Annotated in this window: 14 protein-coding genes; 10 read left to right on the top strand and 4 right to left on the bottom strand. The window is 72.1% G+C overall.

The genetic code is table 11. The features are described 5' to 3' along the window. Nucleotides 1-18: 18 nt before the first annotated feature. The 4 genes from ACIRU3_RS20245 (at nt 19) to ACIRU3_RS20260 (ending at nt 7,648) form a co-directional block, all read left to right on the top strand. Nucleotides 19-825 (top strand): HlyD family efflux transporter periplasmic adaptor subunit, encoded by an 807-nt coding sequence (locus tag ACIRU3_RS20245; protein ID WP_404058001.1) that lies wholly within the window; start codon nt 19-21, stop codon nt 823-825. After that, nucleotides 822-3,044 (top strand): NHLP family bacteriocin export ABC transporter peptidase/permease/ATPase subunit, encoded by a 2,223-nt coding sequence (locus ACIRU3_RS20250; protein WP_404058003.1) that lies wholly within the window; start codon nt 822-824, stop codon nt 3,042-3,044. The genes ACIRU3_RS20245 and ACIRU3_RS20250 overlap by 4 nt, the downstream gene beginning before the upstream one ends. A gap of 1 nt (nt 3,045) precedes the next feature. Then, nucleotides 3,046-5,871 carry an NHLP bacteriocin export ABC transporter permease/ATPase subunit gene (locus ACIRU3_RS20255; RefSeq protein WP_404058005.1) on the top strand — a complete coding sequence of 942 codons (2,826 nt, stop codon included), beginning with the start codon at nt 3,046-3,048 and terminating at the stop codon, nt 5,869-5,871. Between the two features lie 154 nt (nt 5,872-6,025). Beyond that, nucleotides 6,026-7,648: an FAD-dependent monooxygenase gene (locus ACIRU3_RS20260; RefSeq protein WP_404058007.1), complete on the top strand. Its 1,623-nt coding sequence runs from the start codon at nt 6,026-6,028 to the stop codon at nt 7,646-7,648. Between the two features lie 9 nt (nt 7,649-7,657). Here the strand turns inward: ACIRU3_RS20260 and ACIRU3_RS20265 are convergent, their stop codons facing one another. The 3 genes from ACIRU3_RS20265 to ACIRU3_RS20275 form a co-directional block, all read right to left on the bottom strand. After that, on the bottom strand, nt 7,658-8,185 hold the full coding sequence (locus ACIRU3_RS20265; protein WP_404058009.1) for an SRPBCC family protein: 528 nt from the start codon (nt 8,183-8,185) through the stop codon (nt 7,658-7,660). A 29-nt stretch (nt 8,186-8,214) separates the two neighbouring features. Further along, nucleotides 8,215-8,598, bottom strand: coding sequence for an ArsR/SmtB family transcription factor (locus ACIRU3_RS20270; protein WP_404058011.1), 384 nt, complete (start codon nt 8,596-8,598; stop codon nt 8,215-8,217). Between the two features lie 73 nt (nt 8,599-8,671). Continuing rightward, nucleotides 8,672-11,740, bottom strand: coding sequence for a substrate-binding domain-containing protein (locus ACIRU3_RS20275; RefSeq protein ID WP_404058013.1), 3,069 nt, complete (start codon nt 11,738-11,740; stop codon nt 8,672-8,674). 206 nt (nt 11,741-11,946) lie between these two features. Here ACIRU3_RS20275 and ACIRU3_RS20280 point away from each other — a divergent pair, with 206 nt between their 5' ends. Both ACIRU3_RS20280 and ACIRU3_RS20285 read left to right on the top strand, forming a co-directional pair. After that, nucleotides 11,947-13,452 carry an MFS transporter gene (locus ACIRU3_RS20280; protein ID WP_404058015.1) on the top strand — a complete coding sequence of 502 codons (1,506 nt, stop codon included), beginning with the start codon at nt 11,947-11,949 and terminating at the stop codon, nt 13,450-13,452. A gap of 344 nt (nt 13,453-13,796) precedes the next feature. Further along, a complete protein-coding gene (locus ACIRU3_RS20285; protein ID WP_404058455.1) occupies nt 13,797-14,294 on the top strand; it encodes a hypothetical protein in 498 nt (165 codons plus the stop codon). 125 nt (nt 14,295-14,419) lie between these two features. Here ACIRU3_RS20285 and ACIRU3_RS20290 read toward each other — a convergent pair whose 3' ends face one another. Further along, nucleotides 14,420-14,854 (bottom strand): protease inhibitor, encoded by a 435-nt coding sequence (locus ACIRU3_RS20290; protein ID WP_404058017.1) that lies wholly within the window; start codon nt 14,852-14,854, stop codon nt 14,420-14,422. A gap of 324 nt (nt 14,855-15,178) precedes the next feature. On the opposite strand from ACIRU3_RS20290, the gene ACIRU3_RS20295 reads away from it, so the two are divergent. From ACIRU3_RS20295 to ACIRU3_RS20310, 4 genes are all read left to right on the top strand, one after another. After that, nucleotides 15,179-15,742 carry a hypothetical protein gene (locus ACIRU3_RS20295; protein ID WP_404058019.1) on the top strand — a complete coding sequence of 188 codons (564 nt, stop codon included), beginning with the start codon at nt 15,179-15,181 and terminating at the stop codon, nt 15,740-15,742. A gap of 154 nt (nt 15,743-15,896) precedes the next feature. Next, the gene (locus ACIRU3_RS20300; RefSeq protein ID WP_404058021.1) at nt 15,897-17,492 is read left to right on the top strand and encodes a purine-cytosine permease family protein; all 1,596 of its coding nucleotides are present in this window, start codon (nt 15,897-15,899) and stop codon (nt 17,490-17,492) included. Further along, nucleotides 17,489-18,160, top strand: coding sequence for a cyclase family protein (locus ACIRU3_RS20305; RefSeq protein ID WP_404058023.1), 672 nt, complete (start codon nt 17,489-17,491; stop codon nt 18,158-18,160). Before ACIRU3_RS20300 ends, ACIRU3_RS20305 begins: the two co-directional genes overlap by 4 nt. A 113-nt stretch (nt 18,161-18,273) precedes the next feature. Then, a complete protein-coding gene (locus ACIRU3_RS20310; RefSeq protein WP_404058025.1) occupies nt 18,274-19,443 on the top strand; it encodes a lactate 2-monooxygenase in 1,170 nt (389 codons plus the stop codon). The last annotated feature ends 10 nt before the right edge of the window (nt 19,444-19,453 follow it).

Raw genomic sequence — 19,453 nt, forward strand, 5'->3', positions numbered from 1 at the left:
TCGGGTGAGGGAAGTTCCGTGCAGTTCCGCCAACAGGCCCTCGCCAAGCTCCAGTCCCCGGAGGAGCTGGATCTTCCGGTGCGGCTGGCCCGTCCCCAGGGCTGGCTCGCGCTCGGCGTCACCGTCGTCGTGATGGCGGCGGCCTCCGTGTGGGCGGTGACCGGTTCGGTCGCCTCCACGGTGAGCGCGCAGGCCGTCCTCACCCACGGGCAGGGCAGCTATGTGCTGCAGAGCCCCGTGGCCGGCCAGGTGACGGCCGTACTCGCCCGGCAGGGCGAGCGGCTGCCTGCCGACGCTCCCGTGCTCAAGGTCCGTACCGGCCAGGGCGATTCCGTGGTCCGCACGGTCGCCGCGGGCCGCATCACGGCGCTCGCCGCCACCATCGGCCAGATCATCCAGACCGGCACCGACGTGGCGGCCGTCGAGAAGGTCGCCCACGCCTCCGACCCCCTGTACGCGACGGTGTACGTCCCCGCCGAGAACGCGGCCGCCATCCCGGCGCACGCCGCCGTGGACCTCACCGTGTCCTCGGTGCCGACCCAGCGGTACGGCGTACTGCGCGGACATGTGAAGTCGGTGGACCGCACCGCCCAGTCCGCCCAGTCGATCTCCACGTTCCTCGGCGACAGCCAGCTCGGCGAGCAGTTCACGCGGAAGGGACGCCCGGTGGCCGTCCTGGTCGTCCTGGACAAGTCGTCGGCCACGAAGAGCGGCTACCGGTGGTCGAGCGCCGAGGGTCCGCCGTACCGGCTGGACTCCATGACCCTCGCCACCGGTGCGATCCGGCTGACCGACCAGCGCCCCCTCGATTGGCTGCTCCCGTGACCACCACCCAGGAAACCCGCAGCCGCAGACGGGCCGCCCCCGCGAGGCGTCCGGTCCCCAAGCCCCGCGGCGGCACGGTCCGTACGCCCACCGTGCTCCAGATGGAGGCCGTCGAGTGCGGTGCCGCCTCCCTGGCGATGGTGCTGGGCCACTACGGCCGGCACGTCCCGCTGGAGGAACTGCGCATCGCCTGCGGTGTCTCCCGTGACGGCTCGCGTGCCAGCAACCTGCTGAAGGCGGCCCGCAGCTACGGCCTGACCGCCAAGGGCATGCAGATGGATCTGGCCGCCCTCGCCGAGGTCGCGGCGCCGGCCGTCCTGTTCTGGGAGTTCAACCACTACGTCGTCTACGACGGTATGGGCCGCCGCTTCGGACGGCGCGGGGTGTACATCAACGATCCCGCCAAGGGCCGCCGGTTCGTGCCCATGGAGGAGTTCGACGGCAGCTTCACGGGTGTCGTGCTGGTGATGGAGCCGGGTGAGGGCTTCACCAAGGGCGGACGCAGGCCGGGCGTGCTCGGCGCGATGCCGGCCCGGCTGCGCGGCACCGCGGGGACCCTGCCCGCGGCGGTGCTGGCCAGCCTGCTGCTGGTGGCGGTGGGCGCGGCGGTGCCCGCGCTCAGCCGTACCTATATCGACATGTTCCTCATCGGCGGGCAGACCTCGCTGCTGGGTGTGCTGTTCGCCTCGATGGCCACTTGTGTGCTGCTCACGCTGGTGCTGACCTGGCTCCAGCAGGCCAACCTGCTGCACGGCCGGATCATCTCCTCCACGCTCTCCAGCGCCCGCTTCCTGCGCCATCTGCTGCGGCTGCCCGTCACATTCTTCTCCCAGCGCTCCCCGGCCGACCTGGTGCAGCGGCTGCAGTCCAACGACCAGGTCGCCGAGACCCTGGCCCGCGACCTCGCGGCGGCGGGCGTGGACGCCATCGTCGTCGTGCTCTACGCCGTGCTGCTGTACACCTACGACCCCCAGCTGACGTTCGTCGGCATCGGCGTGGCCCTGCTCAACGTGGTGGCGATGCGCATGGTCGTACGGCTGCGCGCGACCCGTACGGCGAAGCTGCGCGCGGACACCGCTCGGCTCACCAACACCTCGTACACCGGTCTTCAGCTGATCGAGACGATGAAGGCGACCGGCGGCGAGGACGGCTACTTCCGCAAGTGGGCGGGGCAGCACGCCACCACGCTGGAGGAGCAGCAGCGGCTCGGTGTGCCGAGTGCCTGGCTGGGTGTGGTCGCGCCGACGCTCGCCACGCTCAACAGCGCGCTGATCCTGTGGATCGGCGGCCTGCGCGCGGTCGAGGGGCACATCTCGGTCGGCCTGCTGGTCGCCTTCCAGGCGCTGGTCACCCGCTTCACCGCGCCCCTGACCCGGCTCAACGGCGTGGCGGGCCGTATTCAGGACTTCGCGGCGGACGTGGCCCGGCTGAAGGACGTGGAGAACTTCCAGGCCGACCCGCTCTACGCCCGTCCCGGCGGGGGCGACTCCACGCGCCGGCTGCACGGGCATGTCGAGCTGGAGAACGTGACGTTCGGGTACAGCCCGCTGGACAAGCCGCTGCTGACCGGCTTCGACCTGATCGTGGGCCCCGGACAGCAGGTGGCGCTGGTGGGCGGCTCGGGCAGCGGCAAGTCGACGGTGTCCCGGCTGATTTCCGGCCTGTACACGCCCTGGGACGGTGTGATCCGCATCGACGGCCGCCGCCTGGAGGACATTCCGCGCGGCGCGCTCTCCGCCTCCGTCTCCTTCGTCGACCAGGACGTCTTCCTCTTCGAGGGCTCGATCCGCGACAACGTGGCCCTGTGGGACCCGTCGATCCCGGACGAGGCCGTGGTGGAGGCGCTGAAGGACGCGGCCCTGTACGAGGTCGTGATGCGCCGCCCCGGCGGCATCCACAGCAAGGTGGAGCAGGACGGGCGGAACTTCTCCGGCGGGCAGCGCCAGCGCCTGGAGATCGCGCGCGCGCTGGTACGGCGGCCCAGCATCCTCGTGCTGGACGAGGTGACCAGCGCGCTGGACGCGGAGACCGAGCTGGCCGTGATGGACAACCTGCGCCGGCGCGGCTGCGCCTGTGTGGTGATCGCCCACCGGCTGAGCACGGTCCGGGACAGCGACGAGATCGTGGTGCTGCAGCACGGCACGGTCGTGGAGCGCGGGCGGCACGAGGAGCTGGTGGCGCGCGGCGGCGCGTACGCCGCGCTGGTCAGGGAGCGGTGAGATGACGACTGTTCAGGAGGGGTACGAAGGCGACCTCGTCCTCGGCGCGCTCGGCTCGCTGGGCACGCGCGTCGACTGCGCCGGTTTCAACCGCGTGGACCTGGAGGGTCCGCAGGTGCTGTGGCTGGTCGCGGCCGGCGCCATCGACCTGTTCGCGGTGGACGCCGCGCAGCAGGGCCACTGGCACCATCTCGGCCGGCTGGAGGCGGGCGCGCTGCTGCTCGGCCCGGTCGCGGGCCCCCAGCACACCCTGGTGGCGCGCCCGGTGCGGGACTGCGTGGTGCACCGCATCAACCTGCGCGAGCTGTACCAGCCCGCCCACACCCAGACCTGGTCGTACGACGAGTACGGCAACCCGCAGTACGTTCCGCCCACGTCGAGCCCGCTGGAGTACGCCCTCGCGCTGGGCGTCGGCCGCGGCCTGTCGGTCCTCTTCCAGGCGCCGATGGCCGAGGAACGGGCCGTCGCACCCGCGGACGACGACGTGTTCTGGATGCAGGTGCCGCCGGGCAGCGCGCAGTACGGCTCGCTGTACGGCGCGGAGGCCTCCGCAGACCTGCTGATGGACCCGGCCCTGTGGCAGAGCATGGTCGACCAGCAGTACCGGCTGCTGACCGCGCTGGACCGCTGGATCGAACAGCTGGAGCGCACCCACGAGACGCGAACGGCCGCCGGGATCAAGGCCGGTGAGGAGGTGCGCGCCCAGGCCGACCAGACCCTGCTCGCCTCCATCGGCAAGCGCTCGGCGCGCCGTACGACGGCCGCCGACGCCGACGCCGGCTACGCGGCCTGCAAGCTCGTCGCCGAGGCGGCGGGGATCACCCTCGCCGAGCCCGCGCAGAGCGGCACCGAGAGCGAGCGGCTCGACCCGGTGGAGCGGGTGGCCCTGGCCTCCCGGGTGCGTACCCGGGCCGTGCGCCTGGACGGGCGCTGGTGGCGGGAGAACGTGGGCCCGCTGGTCGGGCACCGGGCCCTGTCCGGGGCGCCGGTCGCGCTCCTGTGGCGGCGCGGCGGGTACGTGGCCGTGCACCCGGGCACCGGTCGTGAGACGCCGATCGAGAAGGCGAACGCGGAGGAGTTCGAGCCGCGCGCGGTGATGTTCTACCGGCCGCTGCCCGAGCGGCGGCTCGGACCGCTCGGGCTGCTGCGGTTCAGCCTGCGCGGCACGCGCGGCGACCTGGTCAACCTGATGCTCGCCGGGCTGGTGACGGTGGCGATCGGTGCGCTGGTGCCGATCGCCACGGGCAAGGTGCTCGGCGAGTACGTGCCGCGGGCGCAGGAGGGCCTGATCGTCCAGGTGTGCCTGGCGGTGATGGTCAGCGGCGTGGTGTCGGCCGCGTTCACGCTGCTGGAGAACCTGACCATCCTGCGGCTGGAGGGCCGTATCGAGTCGGCGCTCCAGCCGGCCGTCTGGGACCGGCTGCTCAGGCTCCCGACCCGGTTCTTCACCCAGCGCTCCACCGGCGAACTGGCCAGCGCCGCCATGGGCATCAGCGCGATCCGGCGGCTGCTGGCGGGCGTCGGCCCGGTGGTCGCGCAGTCGGTGACGGTCGGTGCGATGAACCTCGGTCTGCTGCTGTGGTACAGCGTGCCGATGGCGCTGGCGGCGATCGGCATGCTCGTCGTCATCGCGGCCGTGTTCCTGGGGCTCGGACTGTGGCAGGTGCGCTGGCAGCGACGGCTGGTGGTGCTCGGCAACAAGCTGAACAACCAGGCGTTCCAGACGCTGCGGGGCCTGCCCAAGCTGCGGGTGGCGGCAGCGGAGAACTACGCGTACGCCGCCTGGGCGCGGGAGTTCGCGCGCAGCCGGGAACTCCAGCAGAGGGTCGGCCGGATCAAGAACCTCACCACAGTGCTGGGCGCGGTCTATCTGCCGGTGTGCACCCTGCTGATGTTCATGCTGCTGGCGGGGCCGGCCAAGGGCGCGATGTCGGCGGCGGCGTTCCTCACGTTCAACACGTCGGTGACGATGCTGCTGACCTCGGTCACCCAGCTCACGGGTTCGTTCGTCTCGGCGGTGGCCGCGCTGCCGCTGTTCGAGGAGATCAGGCCGGTCCTGGACGCCACCCCCGAGGTGCGCACGGCCAGCACCCGCCCGGGCCCGCTGTCCGGAGCGGTGGAGGCCCGCCGGCTGTCCTTCCGGTACGCCGACGACGGCCCGCTCGTCCTGGACGACGTGTCCTTCGCGATCCGGCCGGGCGAGTTCGTGGCGATCGTCGGCCCGAGCGGGTGCGGCAAGTCCACGCTGCTGAGGCTGCTCATCGGCTTCGACAAGCCGGTCTCGGGCAGCGTCCTGTACGACGGCCAGGACCTGGCGGCCCTCGACCAGTCGGCGGTGCGCCGCCAGTGCGGGGTCGTGCTGCAGCACGCCCAGCCGTTCACCGGCTCCATCCTGGACGTCATCTGCGGCACCGAGCCGTACACGCCGGAGGAGGCGATGGCGGCCGCCGAGATGGCGGGGCTCGCGGAGGACATCAAGCGCATGCCCATGGGCCTGCACACGATCGTCGCGGGCAACGGCGCGATCTCCGGCGGGCAGCGCCAGCGTCTGATGATCGCCCAGGCGCTGATCCGGCGCCCGCGCATCCTGTTCTTCGACGAGGCGACCAGCGCCCTCGACAACGACACCCAGCGGATCGTCATCGAGAGCACCCGCAAGCTCAACGCCACGCGCATCGTCATCGCCCACCGCCTGTCGACGGTGCTGGACGCGGACCGGGTCGTCGTCATGGAGGACGGCAAGGTCATCCAGCAGGGCCGGCCCGCCGAGCTGCTGGCGGACACCGCGGGGCGGCTGCACGAGCTGGTGCGCAGGCAGCTCGCGTAGGGCCGAGGGCCGCCCGTGCCGGGTGGCCGGGTCGCCGTGCCGGTTCCCGCGGACGACCATGGAACCGAGAACGAGCACGGCGGGGCCCGGACGGGCCGGGGCCGCACGGAGCCGGCCCCGGGGCCGTTCGCCCGCCGCCGGGCGGGAGCAGCGCATGACGGACACCGACGTACTGATCGCCGGGGCGGGCCCGGTCGGTCTGACCGCCGCCCTCGAACTGAGCAGACGGGGGGTCGGCTGCCGGCTCGTCGACAGACTTCCGAAGCGGCTGCCGTATGCGAAGGCGGTGGGGATCCAGCCGAGGACGATCGAGATCTGGGACCGGATGGGCGTGGCCCGCGCGGCCCTGGACGCGGCGGTTCCGTTGCGCGGACAGCTCACCTATGTGAACGGCACCGAACAGGGGCGCATGGAGATGTCGCTGCCGCCCGAGGTGCCGTACGGGTTCGCCGCGCTGCCGCAGTACGAGACCGAGCGCATCCTCGAAGAGCGCCTGGCCTGCTTCGGCAACCGCATCGAGCGCGGAACGGAGCTGTTGTCCTTCACCCAGGACGCCGACGGGGTCACCGGCCGGCTGCGCACCTCGGACGGCGAGGAGACGGAGATCCGCTCGCGCTTCCTGGTCGGCTGCGACGGCGCGCACAGCGTCGTGCGCAAGACGCTGGGGCTGTCCTTCGAAGGCGGGGCGCTGCCGGAGGAGTACATGCTCGCGGACGTGGAGGTGGACTGGGACCTGGCACCGGGATGGACGGTGCGCGCGATGCACCGCGATCCCGGCGGTGCGGTGGACGACATACTCGTGTGCATCCCGCTGCCGGGCCGGTACCGCTACCGCATGTCCATGCTGGTCCCGCCCGAACTCTCGCTGCGGGACCGGCCGGAGGCGGTCGACGCGGTGACCCACGGCCTGGAGACCGGGCCGGCCCCGCGCCTGGAGCACGTCCAGGCCGTCCTCGACCGGCTGTCCCCACGGCCGACGACCGCGTCGGCGATGCGCTGGTCGTCGGTGTTCCGCATCAGCCACCGCATCGTGGACCGCTACGGCGAGGGCCGCGTCTTCGTGGCCGGCGATGCCGCGCACATCCATCCGCCGACCGGCGCCCAGGGCATGAACACCGGGATCCAGGACGCCTGCAACCTGGCGTGGAAACTGGCCCTCGCGACACAGGGCGTCGCCCGGCCCGGGCTGCCGGCGAGCTACGACGCCGAACGCAGGCCGGTGGGACAGGAAGTGGTGGGCCGCACCCTGCGGCACTCGGCGCAGGGCATCCAGGCCGACCCGGACGATCCCCTGACCGTGGGACTGCGGGAGGCACAGCTGCTGATCGCCTACCCGGACAGCCCGCTCGTCGAACCGGGACCGGCAGCCGGTCCCGGCCCGGCCGCGGGTGAGCGCGCACCGGACTGCGGCGGCCTGCTGGACCCGCTCGCGAACTTCCCGCTCCGTCTCTACGACGTGTTGCGCGAGCGGGACCACGTCCTGCTTCTGTACGCGGACCGCGCCGACGGGGCGAAGGGGTTCGACGAGCTGGCCGGCACCGCGCGCCGCATGGCGCACGGCCGGCTGGCCTGCTACTGCGTGCTGCCGGAACACGAGGACGCCGGTCCCCTGTCCCTGCCGGTGCTGCGAGATGGCCGGGGCGAGTTCCGCGAGCGGTACGGGACCGGTGGGAGCAACGCGTTCCTCGTGCGCCCGGACGGCTATCTCGGCGCACGGGTGTCCCCGGCCGGTCCCGGGCCGCTCTCCGCGGCCCTGGCCCGGGTGTTCGCAGGCTGAGAGCGCGGGTCAGTCCAGCCCCGGGACGGGTGCACCCGAGGGCATTCCGGCCCCGATGTAGCCGTCGTAGAACTCCTTCCACGGCGCGCCCGCCCCTGCGTGCGGCCCCGCCGAGCGCTCGCCGCGTGCCATGGCGTCCAGGGCGGTCAGGCAGACCTCCCAGCCGGCGCCGTTGCGGGCGGCGGTGTTCTCGGCGACGAGGACGTTGGTCAGGGTGAACCGGGTGCGCCCTTCGTCCGCCGCCTCCAGGTCGAAGTGGAGTTCGTCGCCGCCCCACTCGAAGGACAGGTGCCGGGGCGGGTCGACGGCGAGCACCCGGCCGGTGGACTCGGGCATGTTGGGGTCGCCGCTGAACCGGATGGCGCCGCCGGGGCGCAGGTCCGCCTCGGCGCGGGAGGGGAACCACGCGGCGAGTTCGTCCGGGTCGGTGACGAAGTGCCAGACGCGGTCGATCGGGTGGTCGTAGGTACGGCTGAAGCGGACGGCTGGGCGGCCGTCGTCGAGGGTCAGATAGGTGCCGGTGAGGTCGACGGACATGGTGCTCGGGTCCTTCACGATGGGGGGATTCAGGTGGCGTCCGATATCTCGTCCCGCTCGACGGAGTCCTGGGACTCGTTCGCCTCGCTCGGCTCGCTCGGCTCGTTGGCCTCGTCGAGGCGGCGGCCCAGGGCGTCGAGGCTGCTGTTCCACAGTCTGCGGTACGGCGCCAGCCAGGCGTCGAGGGCGGCGATCGGGGCCGGGTCGAGGGCGTAGACGCGGCGCTGCGCGTCCTGCCTGACCCGCACCAGACCCGCCTCCCGCAGCACCTTCAGGTGCTTGGAGGTGCTCGGCTGGCTCAGCCCGCATGCCTCCACGATCTCCCCGACGGGCCGGGGCCGCTCCAGGAGCAGAGCGACGATGGCCCGCCGGTGGGGGTCGGCGAGAGCGGTCCAGAGCGCGGCGTCGGACATGAGACCAATATGCCTCTGCGGTTATATTCCTGTCAAGGAATGGAAGACTGCCCGGGCCTCGGCGCGCGAGCTCTCAGAAGTTCGAGATCACACTGGTCAGCACCTCGCTGATGATGTTCGGGTTCTTGGCGTCGTAGGCGTGCGCCCCGGTGGCCGCGGCGATCTCCTCCAGCACCGTCCGGCCGTTCGAGTCCTGCTGGTCGGCCTGCGATCCGTAGGCCACCGTGAACACGCGGACCCTCTTCTCGGGGGTGCCGATCCCGGCGAGCACCTGCTTGAGGGACGGCGTGGGCGGCACGCCCTCGTTGCGGCCGTCGGTGAGCAGGACGATCGCGTTGATGGCGCCCGGGTCGTAGTCCTTGCGCATGGCGTCCACCGCCGCCTCGACCGTGCCGTACAGGCCGGTCGCGCCGCTCGGCACCAGGTTGCCGACCTCGTCCGCGAGCACCGCGCGCCGCGTCGCACCGCCGCGCCCGGCCGGCTTCTCCCCCATCGGCCCGATGTCCACCAGCGGGACGTAGTGGTGCTTGCCGTCGAGACCGGCCGCGTTGGAGAACTTCCACAGGCCGACCCGGTCGGTGGCCGCGAGCCCGCCGAAGAGCGCGGGTTCGGCGTTGCGCAGCAGCTCCATCTTGCTGCCGCCGGTGCCGGGCACCTTGTCGCCCATCGACTTGGAGGTGTCGATCAGCACGAGGACGTTCGCCCGCCGCCGCAGGGTGGGCCAGACGGTCTGCAGCCGGTCGAGGACGTCACCGTCGGGGGCCGCGTACTGAGAGATACTCGCCGTGGGCAGTGCGCCGTTGTCCGGCGACAGGGCCGGGGCGGCGCCGGCGGCGCCCGTGTGGGTCCGGAAGCCGTACGGCGCGAAGTACTTGCCGTAGACCTCCGGGCGGTGCAGGTAGGCCAGGAAGTCCCGGGCCACCGGCCGCTTGACCTTGCCCATGCCGGCGAGTTCGACATACGGATGGTCGCTGACCGGGTCGCTGTCGCTCGGGTAGAAGGAGACCAACGGGGTGCGCGGGCGGCTCCGCTTCTCGCAGCCGCGCGCCTTGCTGTAGGCCCCGCAGGGGTAGCCCTCGTTGTACGCGACGACGGCGTCCTCCTCGACCGTGACGGCCGAGATGTACTTCAGCGCCTCGTCGGCACCGCCCCGGTCGTCGGCGGCGCGCAGGTTGGCCAGGAACGTCAGCGTGGTGTCGCCGTAGTGGACCACGGACTTCTCGATGGCGCGGACGAAGGCCTGGTTGTCCGGCGCGTCGATGTCCTCGGCGGACAGTTCGGCGCTGGTGCGGGTCTTGGCGTAGTAGGCGCCGATGGTGGCGTTCAGGCCGGAGGTGGAGTACGAGGGGTTCGTCTTGCCCAGCTTGAACGCGCCCCACTGTTTCTGCCCGACGCTCTCCCAGAACTTGGCCGGGTCGGCGGCCCATTCGGCGAGCTTGCCCCAGCCGATGGTGGACTCCGGCCAGCCGAGGGCCTCGGCCATCGGCTTGGGCATGGCGATCGTCAGCGGGCTGGTCACGATGGGCTCGGCCGTCTCGGGCAGCAGCCTCTTCGCCGCCCCCTTCGCCCGGGCGCGGGCCAGGGTGAGCCACTCGCTGCCGGCGGGCGACCACACGTCGGGCCGGTCACCGTCGTCCTCGCCCCAGCCCGTGGCCAGCGCGCGCATCGCCGTACCGGAGTTGACGGAGGAGACCTCGACCTTGACACAGGTGCCGTCCGTGCTGGTCCGCGCGTTGTACTGCGCGGCGGCCTCGCTCAGCGAGGTCGAGACGTCGATGGACGCGGCGACGTGCAGTTTGACGCGGGCGAGCGAACAGCGCGCCAGCGCCGAGTTCTTGTCATCCGTGCCGGAGTCGCCCGTGGCCTTCAGCAGGAAGGCGACGAGCGCACCGGCCACGGCCATCGCGACACAGGCCACGAGGACGGCTCGGGTACGCCCGGACAACCTGCCGGCGGACCGCTCGCCTAATCGGACGCGTCCCGCGGCCGCCGGCAGCAGCGCCCGGCGGCGGCGAGCCGGGGGTACGGGCGGGTCACCCCGGCGCTCCGCGGAGGTGCCGGAACCCTGCGGGGTGCTGCGCTCGCGGCGGACCGGGGAGACGACGGAATCGTCATCCGCCGCCTCCGACACGACCGCCGCGGTAGCGGGCACCTCCGATTCGGGTACCTCCGACCCAGCCACCTCCGATGCGGCCACCTCCGACACGAGCGGCTCGTCACCGTCCGTCCCGGCTGCGGCGGAGTCCGTACCACGCGCTCCGTATACGACGGCATCACCGCCGCCCGGCTCGGACGCGTCGGTGCCGGCGGCCGACGCGTGTTCGGACGCGGGGGACGCGGAACCGGAACCGGAACCGGCACCGGACCGACCCTCGAAGCCCACGGTGTCAGGGCCGGCCGAGGCACCCACCGTGCGCTCGGGCGGCAGCGACGTGAGGATCCGCACGGCCGTCGCGGCCGCGCACCACGCCGCGATCTCCTGGGAACCGCCCGAATCCGCCCGGTGCTTGCCGCCGTCGGCCTTGTCGCTGATCCCCCGGATCGTCAACGTGTCGAGCCCGCCGACGAGATGGGCGGCCCGGCACACGCCGGCGCTCTCCATCTCGATCGCGACGGCGTCGTCGTAGTTCCCGCGCAGCAGTTCGCCCAGCTCGGAGGTCTCCCGGTCGAGAACGACGTTCCCGGAGGCGATCGGCGCGACCCGCACCCGGCCGGCCACCTCGGACCCGAAGGCGATGCGCTGTACGTGCTGGACGAGCCACCACGGCGCCTCCCAGCCCCGGGGCCGGTAGTGACCGCCGCGCGGACTCTGCTTCTCGCGGTAGTCGTAGATGCGCTCGCCGATCACCACGTCGCCGATCCGGACGTCGTCCTTCAGCCCGCCCGCCACACCGACGAAGAACAGCACCCTCGGCCGGTACAGGTCGTAGGCGTGCTTGGTGACCACGGCCGCGTTGTCGTTGCCGGGACCGGTCTGCGCCAGGACGACGGTCCACGGGGAGCCGGGCAGCCGGCCCCGCTCGAAGATCGTGCCGCTCTCGCTGCTGCGGGTGAGGTCCTCGAGCCGGGCGCGCACCGCGTCGTACTCGACGTGCAGCGCGGTCAGGATCACCGCTACGGGACCAGAAGAAGTGTCTGCCACCTGTAACCGATTCTCGACTCAGAGCCCCCATGCCGACGGCGCCACCGTAGCGGACGCGCTCCGCCCTGGGGACCGGGTCGGGGCAGCCCGGAAAACGAAACGTTGCCGTTTCGCTAAATCTCCTCTAGCCTACAATGTGTACGAAACAGTTTCGTTTACGCGGCCGTTGCGCGCCCTTGCCGAACGACTTCCCTGGAGTGGCCCCCATGCCCCAGAAGACCCTGACCGACGGTCCCCGCACCGGGGCTCTCGCGAAAGCCCACGCCGAGGCCTCGGGCAAGCGGTGGTGGATCCTCGCGGTCATCGCCATAGCCCAGCTGATGGTGGTGCTCGACGCCACGATCGTGAACATCGCCCTGCCCTCCGCCCAGGCCGACCTCGGCTTCTCCGACGGCAACCGGCAGTGGATCGTCACCGCCTACGCGCTGGCCTTCGCCTCACTGCTGCTGCTCGGCGGCCGGATCGCCGACCTGTTCGGCCGCAAGCCCGCCTTCCTCGTCGGCGTCGTCGGCTTCGCCGCCGCCTCCGCGCTCGGCGGTGCCGCGAACGGCTTCACCATGCTGGTCATCGCGCGCGCCCTGCAGGGCGTCTTCGGCGCACTCCTCGCCCCGGCCGCGCTGTCGCTGCTCAACACGACGTTCACCGACGCCCGGGAGCGGGCCCGCGCGTTCAGCGTGTACGGCGCCATCGCGGGTGCCGGCGGTGCGGTCGGTCTGCTGCTCGGCGGTGTACTGACCGATGCGTTCGACTGGCGCTGGACGCTCTACGTGAACGTGGCCATCGCGGTCGTCGCCTTCATCGGCGGCTGGGTGCTGCTGGGCAACCACCGGGACGCGGCGAACGCCAGGCTGGACGTGCCGGGCACGGTCCTGGTCGCCGCCGGCCTGTTCTCTGTGGTGTACGGCTTCTCCAACGCCGAGACCCACGACTGGGGTTCGCCGCTGACCTGGGGCTTCCTCGGCGCGGGCGGGCTGCTGCTGGCCACCTTCGCCTGGTGGCAGACGCGGACCGCACACCCGCTGCTGCCACTGCGCATCCTGCTCGACCGCGACCGCGGCGCCTCGTTCCTCGCGGTGCTGATCACCGGCGCGGGCATGTTCGGCGTGTTCCTCTTCCTGACCTACTACCTCCAGCTCAACCTCGGCTTCAGCCCCACGAGGACCGGTGTGGCGTTCCTGCCGATGGTCGGCGCTCTGATGGTGGCCTCCCAGGTGGGCACGACCGTCCTGATGCCCCGGATCGGCCCGAAGGCCGTCATCCCGCTGGGCTTCGCGATCGCCACGGCCGGCATGGCCTGGCTGACCGGCATCGGCCTCGGCTCCGACTACGTCAGCGCGGTGCTGCCGCAGCTGATCGTGATCGGCGCGGGCCTCGGCCTGGTCATGCCGCCCGCGATGCAGCTGGCCACCGGCGGGGTCGCGGCCGAGGACGCGGGTGTCGCCTCGGCGACGGTCAACGCCATGCAGCAGGTGGGCGGTTCGATCGGCACGGCCCTGCTGAACACCCTCGCGGCGAGCGCGGCCACCGACTACCTGTCGGGCCACAACCCCGCGAGCAGGCCGGTCCAGGCGCAGGCGACGATCGAGAGCTACACCACCGCCTTCGGGTGGTCTGCGGGCTTCTTCGCCGCGGGCACGGTGATCGCGTTCCTGCTCTACCGGCGCGGGGTGCCGAAGCAGGACGCCGGGGCCGCACCGGTCGTCCACATGTGACAGCCGCGTCCGCTCCGCCGAACCGCCTAGCGGAGCCCTCCGGTCAGAGGGGCCGCCGTCAGCAGGGAGACGGCGGCCCCTCTCCGCTGTCATGGTGTGGGCATGCGCGAGGCGAGGGGTCGGCGACGGCGGCGCCCTCTGCCTCGTCGTGATCCCGGGAAGTGCCGCCGTGCTGGTGCCGTGGTGGACCGGCGGCCGGCGGGCCGGTGACCGGTGGCTTCCGCTGCGACTGCCCGGCCTCGCTCCCCTGGCGGCCGGAGCCGCCGTGATCCTTGAGTCCTCTGCCCGGTTCGCCCGGAGGGACTCGGCACCCGGCGCCCGTCGCGCCGCCCGCGCGGCTGGTGGTGAACGGGCCGTACCGGTACGTACGCCATCCGATCCACGTCGCGGTCGTCGCCGCGCTGTGCGGCCAGGGTCTGCTGGTCGCCCGGTCGGTGCTGTTCGCGTACGCGGCCGGGACCTGGGTGCTGATCTGGGCCTTCGTGCGCCGCACGAGGAGCCGGGGCTGGCGCGCCGGTTCGGCGCCGAGTACGGGGTCTACCGGCGGGCGGTACCGGCCTGGTGGCCGCGGCGCATGCACCGGCGGGGCGCCTGAGGGCGCTGCGGCGGGTCGTCGCGATCGCTCGCGGAACACCCTGGCGGTCGGCCTCGGCGCGCCCTGGCGGTCGACCGCGGCGTGGCGTGGCAACAGTCCGTGCACAGGCCTGGGCGGCCGCCGTCACGCCTGGTGCGACACGAGTCACCAGTACGTGACATGGGTCCTGTTGAAACCAGTTGTTTTTCGCCGCTCCCCGGGACGACCCCCCACAGGCCAGCCCGGGGAGCGGCATCGTGCCCGGTAGCCGGCGGGCGGCCCCACTCCGCCCGTCGGCCCCGGTACGAGATCGCAGGTTCCCCGCCCCAGGGGCCGCACTCCCCATTTGCGGGCCTGATCCGGTGATACGGGGTGACCGCGCGATCCCGGTCCCTAGAACGCGAAGACGCTGCTGTTCAGTGCGTCCTTCACGCACGAGTTGCCGAAAGTACGTTCGTACGAGACGCGCTTGCCCTGCCAGACGCCGTCCACCGTGACGACCACGGGGTTGTACACCTTGGTGCACCAGACGTCGTCGCGGGACTTGAGGGCCTCGAAGTTGCCGCCGATGCCGCGCAGTTCGGCGCAGGCCAGGGCTGCGGCCGGGTGGGTGCCGGAGGCCGTCGGGGCGCAGTTCAGGGTGACGGCGCGCTCTGGAGTGGCCAAGGCCGCGTTGTCGCCGTGACCGGTGGTGAGCACCAGCGCCGAGGGGGCGTAGAGCGACGACGGCGCGGCATCCGGTGCAGCGGCGGCGCCCCCGGTGAGGGGTCCGCAGACGGCGGCGGCCGCGAGGCCGAGGGTCGCTGCCCAGCGCGCGGTGTTCCGCATTGTGTGCATCCTTCCGCTCGAATAGACGGGTGCCAGCTTCGGCCCGGTAGGCGCCGGAGCGGCGAGCGCCACTCTGCCGAGTCCGCCGTCGAAACACACATCCGACCCACAGCTTTCAGTAACCTTGCGTGTTGAAACAGTGGCGTGAAGTCACGGAATTCGAACACGCCGACCGCTCAACTGAGCCGCTCTTGATCGTGGGCGACGGCCGGATGGCTGAAAAACACCGCTTCGTTAATAGGCCTGAAACATTCCGGCTCTGCCCACGGCGAACCCCTTCGTGACGCCTTGTGTTCATGGAATGGCTGGAGTAATCCTCATTACATGATTACAACTGAGCAGAAAGCGAAGCTGCGCGGCTGGTTCGCCGGCCGGCTGTCCGACGATCTCTTCGAGGAACTGGTCGAGGTGACCGCCGACCGCGAGGAGATCACGGTGATCGGACGCATCCCGGAGCCCCGGCTCGCCGGCAACGCCTCGGACGCCGAGCGGGAGTCCGCCGTACGGGCACGGATCCAGGAGTTCCGGGAGCGGACCCGCGAGGCCCGGATGGAGGCGGCCCGCGAGGCCGAGCACCTGTTCCGCCGGAAGGTGTCCTGGGGTGTCGTCTGCGGCACGGAGCGCGCCCTGTTCACGCATGTGGCCGCGCCGGTGATGACCCGGCTGCGCCAGCCGGAACGCCAGGTCCTGGACACGCTCATCGCGGGGGGCGTGGCACGCAGCCGCAGTGACGCCCTCGCCTGGTGCGTGCGCCTGGTCCAGCGGCACACCGACGACTGGCTGACCGAGCTGCGCGAGTCCCTGGAACACGTCCAGCGGGTACGGGCGCAGGGGCCGGACTCCGAGGAGGTGGCTGATTCCTCCACCGACGACGGTGAAGATGGATGATTCATCCTCTGGCAGGGGTTCTGCCGGCGCCGTAGCGTCGGCAGAACCCTCCGGGACGGCCCCAGCCCGTGCCGCACACCCCGCGGCACCGACGGTCGTTCGCCACCGCCGCGCCACCAAGCGCTCCATCGCCGCATCCTCGCTGGAGCCCCCGTTGACCCCTCCGCCCCCCGACTCCCCCACCGCGCCGCCGCCTTCGCTCACCGAGGTCGAGCCCTACGGTGTCGAGCGCATCCCCGACGCGGACCGCACCGCGACCCCGCTCGATCTGTTCCGGGTCGCTTTCGGCGGCGCCAACACCTTCTCCACCTGTGTCCTCGGCGCGTTCCCGATCCTGTTCGGGCTCTCCTTCTGGCAAGGGCTCGCCGCCACCCTCCTCGGTGTCCTCGCGGGCGCGCTGATCCTGTGCCCGATGGCCGTGTTCGGTCCGGTCAACGGCACCAACAACGCGGTGTCCTCATCCGCGCACCTGGGCGTGCACGGCCGGGTGGTCGGCTCGTTCCTGTCGCTGCTGACCGCCGTCGCCTTCTTCTCCATCTCGGTGTGGAGCTCGGGCGACGCCCTGGTCGGCGGCGCGCACCGGCTGTTCGGCCTGGAACGCGGCACGCTGTCGTACGTCGTCGCGTACGCCCTGTTCGCCGGGCTGGTCCTCGCGGTGTGCGTCTACGGCTTCCGGTTCATGCTCTTCGTCAACAAGATCGCCGTTGCCTCGGCGACCGTGCTGTTCCTGCTCGGTGCGATCGCGTTCGCCGGTGACTTCGACCCGTCGTACGCCGGTGTCTTCACGGCTTCGGCGGACGCCTCGACCCAGTCGCTCTTCTGGCCGTCGTTCATCGGTGCGGCGCTGATCGTGCTGTCCAACCCGGTGTCGTTCGGCGCGTTCCTCGGCGACTGGTCGCGCTACATCCCGGCCGGCACTCCGCGCCGCAAGGTGGTCGGCGCCGCGTTCCTCTCCCAGATCGCGACCCTCCTGCCGTTCGTGTTCGGTCTGGCGACCGCCAGCATCATCGCGACCAAGGCACCGAAGTACGTCGACCCGGCCGCGCCCGACTTCGTGGGCGGGCTGCTCGCGATCTCGCCGAGCTGGTTCTTCCTGCCGGTGTGTCTGCTCGCCCTGATCGGCGGCATGTCCACGGGCACCACCTCGCTGTACGGCACCGGCCTGGACTTCTCGTCGGTATTCCCGAAGCTGTCCCGTGTCCAGGCGACGCTGCTGGTCGGCGCGCTGTCCATCGCCTTCATCTTCATCGGCCGGTTCGGCCTGGACCTGGTGCAGTCGATCTCGACGTTCGCCACGATGATCATCACCTGCACCACGCCGTGGATGGTCGTGATGATGCTCGGCTTCTACACCCGGCGCGGCTGGTACGACCCGGACGCGCTGCAGGTCTTCAACCGCCGTCAGCGCGGCGGCCGTTACTGGTTCGCGCACGGCTGGAACTGGCGCGGCATGACGGCCTGGTGGGTCGCCGCGGTGATCGGTGTCCTGTTCACCAACATCCCGGGCCAGTTCGTCGGCCCGCTGGGGAACCTGGTGAACGGCGTCGACATCAGCCTGCCGCTGTCGCTCGCGACGGCCGCCGTCCTGTTCCTCGCCCTGCTGCGGCTGTTCCCCGAGCCCCGGGCGGTGTACGGACCCGAGGGCGCGCGACTGGCCCGTACGGTGGACGCGCCGGTGCCGCCGATCACCGGTCCCGGTCCTGCGGCGGACGTCGTGCCGACCGCGCTCGCGGCCGAGGGCGGCCGATGACCGGCTGGTTCGATCTGTCGGTGCCCGTGGTCACCGGGATGCCCGTGTATCCCGGTGACCCGGAGGTCACGGTCTCGTCCGCGCTGCGGGCCCCGGCCGACGGCGTCAACGTCCTGGCCCTGCACCTGGGTTCGCAGTCCGGCACGCACGTCGACGCGCCCTACCACGTCGACGACGCCTGGCCCCGCCTGGACGAGCTGCCGCTGGAACGGTTCGCCGGGCCCGCGGTCGTGGCCGACGTCCGGGGTCTGCCGCCACGGTCGCCCATCACGCCCGCCCTGCTGGCCCCCGCGCTGGACGCCCTGGCGGCGGCTCCCGGGGCGCTGCTGCTGCTTGTCACGGGCTGGTCGGCGCACTGGGGCACCGAGGCGTATCTCGCCCACCCGTGGCTGACGCCCGAGGCCGCCGGGGCCGTCGTACGGGCCGGGGCCCGCACGGTGGCGGTGGACGCGCTCAGTGTGGACCCGACGCCCCGGCCCGGTGATCCCCACGCCGACTTCGGTCTGCCGGCCCATCGGGTGCTGTGCGGTGCGGGCGGGGTGATCGCCGAGAACCTCACCGGTCTCGACCGGCTGGTCGGCGCTCGGGCGGTCGAGGTGTTCCTCTTCCCGCTGCGGCTCCCCGGGGCGGACGGCGCTCCGGTACGGGCGGTCGCCCGGGTCGGCTGACGGCCGACGGCCCGTTCGGGGCCGTCCCCGGTGGACGGCCCCGCACTTACCGGCGAGTATCGTCGGCACGCGCACGAGCGGTGACGAGCGGTGACGAACGGCGGGAGGGACGGATGGCGAAGCACTGGGCGGACTTCCAGTACGAGATCTATCTCAACGGGATGACGGGGGCCGTACCCCGGCTACCCACCGATCTGACCCGGCTGGAGGAACTGGCCGAACACCGGCTCGGGCCCGGCCCGGTGGGCTATGTGGCGGGGAGCGCGGGCGACGGCAGCACCGCGCGCGCCAACCGGGCGGCCCTGGCCCGCCGCCGGATCGTGCCGCGCATGCTCAAGGACGTGCGGGAGCGCGACCTGTCGGTACGGGTGCTGGGCCGCGCCCTGCCGGCGCCGCTTGCCCTGGCCCCGGTGGGCGTGCTGTCGATCATGCATCCGGACGCCGAGTCGGCGGCCGCCCGGGCCGCCGCCGCGCAGGGGGTGCCGTACATCCTGTCGTCGGCGTCGAGTACGCCGATGGAGCAGGTGGCGGAGGCGATGGGGGACGCCGAGCGGTGGTTCCAGCTGTACTGGGGCAAGGACCGTGAGGTGACGCGGAGTTTCCTCGGCCGGGCGAAGGCGGCCGGGTTCTCGGTGCTGGTCGTCACCGTGGACACCCCGCTGCTGTCGTGGCGGCCGCGCGATCTGGACCAGGCGTATCTGCCGTTCCTGCACGGGGTGGGCACCGCCAACTACTTCACCGACCCGGCCTTCCGGGCGGGCCTCGACAAGCCCGTGCACGAGGACCCGAACGCGGCCGTGCTGCACTTCCTCGGCCTGTTCGGGGACCCCGGCCACACCTGGCCGGACCTGGCCTTCCTGCGGGAGCACTGGGACGGGCCGATCGTCCTCAAGGGCGTCCTGCACCCGGACGACGCCCGGCTCGCCGCGGACGCCGGGATGGACGGGGTGGTGGTCTCCAACCACGGCGGCCGGCAGGTGGCCGGTTCCGTCGCGGCGGCCGACGCGCTGCCCCGGGTCGCGGACGCGGTCGGCGACCGGCTGACCGTGCTGTTCGACAGCGGGGTGCGCACCGGCGACGACGTGTTCAAGGCTCTCGCCCTCGGCGCCCGGGCGGTGCTGCTGGGGCGGCCGTACGTCTACGGCCTCGGTCTGGACGGACAGGCGGGCGTGGAACATGTCGTCCGCTGTGTGCTCGCGGAACTGGACCTCACGCTCGCCCTCTGCGGGCACTCCCGCCCGTCGACGGTCACGGCGAGCGACCTCGTCGAGACGCCTGTGTGAGATCCGGCGT

It is taken from the genome of Streptomyces sp. NPDC101151, from assembly GCF_044768335.1.
In the GTDB taxonomy this organism is placed as follows: domain Bacteria; phylum Actinomycetota; class Actinomycetes; order Streptomycetales; family Streptomycetaceae; genus Streptomyces.

Excerpts from the sequence above, each read along its gene's own strand:
- ACIRU3_RS20255 (WP_404058005.1), top strand. The coding sequence starts at position 3,046 with ATGACGACTGTTCAGGAGGGGTACGAAGGCGACCTCGTCCTCGGCGCG.
- ACIRU3_RS20290 (WP_404058017.1), bottom strand. The coding sequence starts at position 14,854 with ATGCGGAACACCGCGCGCTGGGCAGCGACCCTCGGCCTCGCGGCCGCC.
- ACIRU3_RS20295 (WP_404058019.1), top strand. The coding sequence starts at position 15,179 with ATGATTACAACTGAGCAGAAAGCGAAGCTGCGCGGCTGGTTCGCCGGC.
- ACIRU3_RS20265 (WP_404058009.1), bottom strand. The coding sequence starts at position 8,185 with ATGTCCGTCGACCTCACCGGCACCTATCTGACCCTCGACGACGGCCGC.
- ACIRU3_RS20260 (WP_404058007.1), top strand. The coding sequence starts at position 6,026 with ATGACGGACACCGACGTACTGATCGCCGGGGCGGGCCCGGTCGGTCTG.
- ACIRU3_RS20310 (WP_404058025.1), top strand. The coding sequence starts at position 18,274 with ATGGCGAAGCACTGGGCGGACTTCCAGTACGAGATCTATCTCAACGGG.
- ACIRU3_RS20280 (WP_404058015.1), top strand. The coding sequence starts at position 11,947 with ATGCCCCAGAAGACCCTGACCGACGGTCCCCGCACCGGGGCTCTCGCG.
- ACIRU3_RS20270 (WP_404058011.1), bottom strand. The coding sequence starts at position 8,598 with ATGTCCGACGCCGCGCTCTGGACCGCTCTCGCCGACCCCCACCGGCGG.
- ACIRU3_RS20305 (WP_404058023.1), top strand. The coding sequence starts at position 17,489 with ATGACCGGCTGGTTCGATCTGTCGGTGCCCGTGGTCACCGGGATGCCC.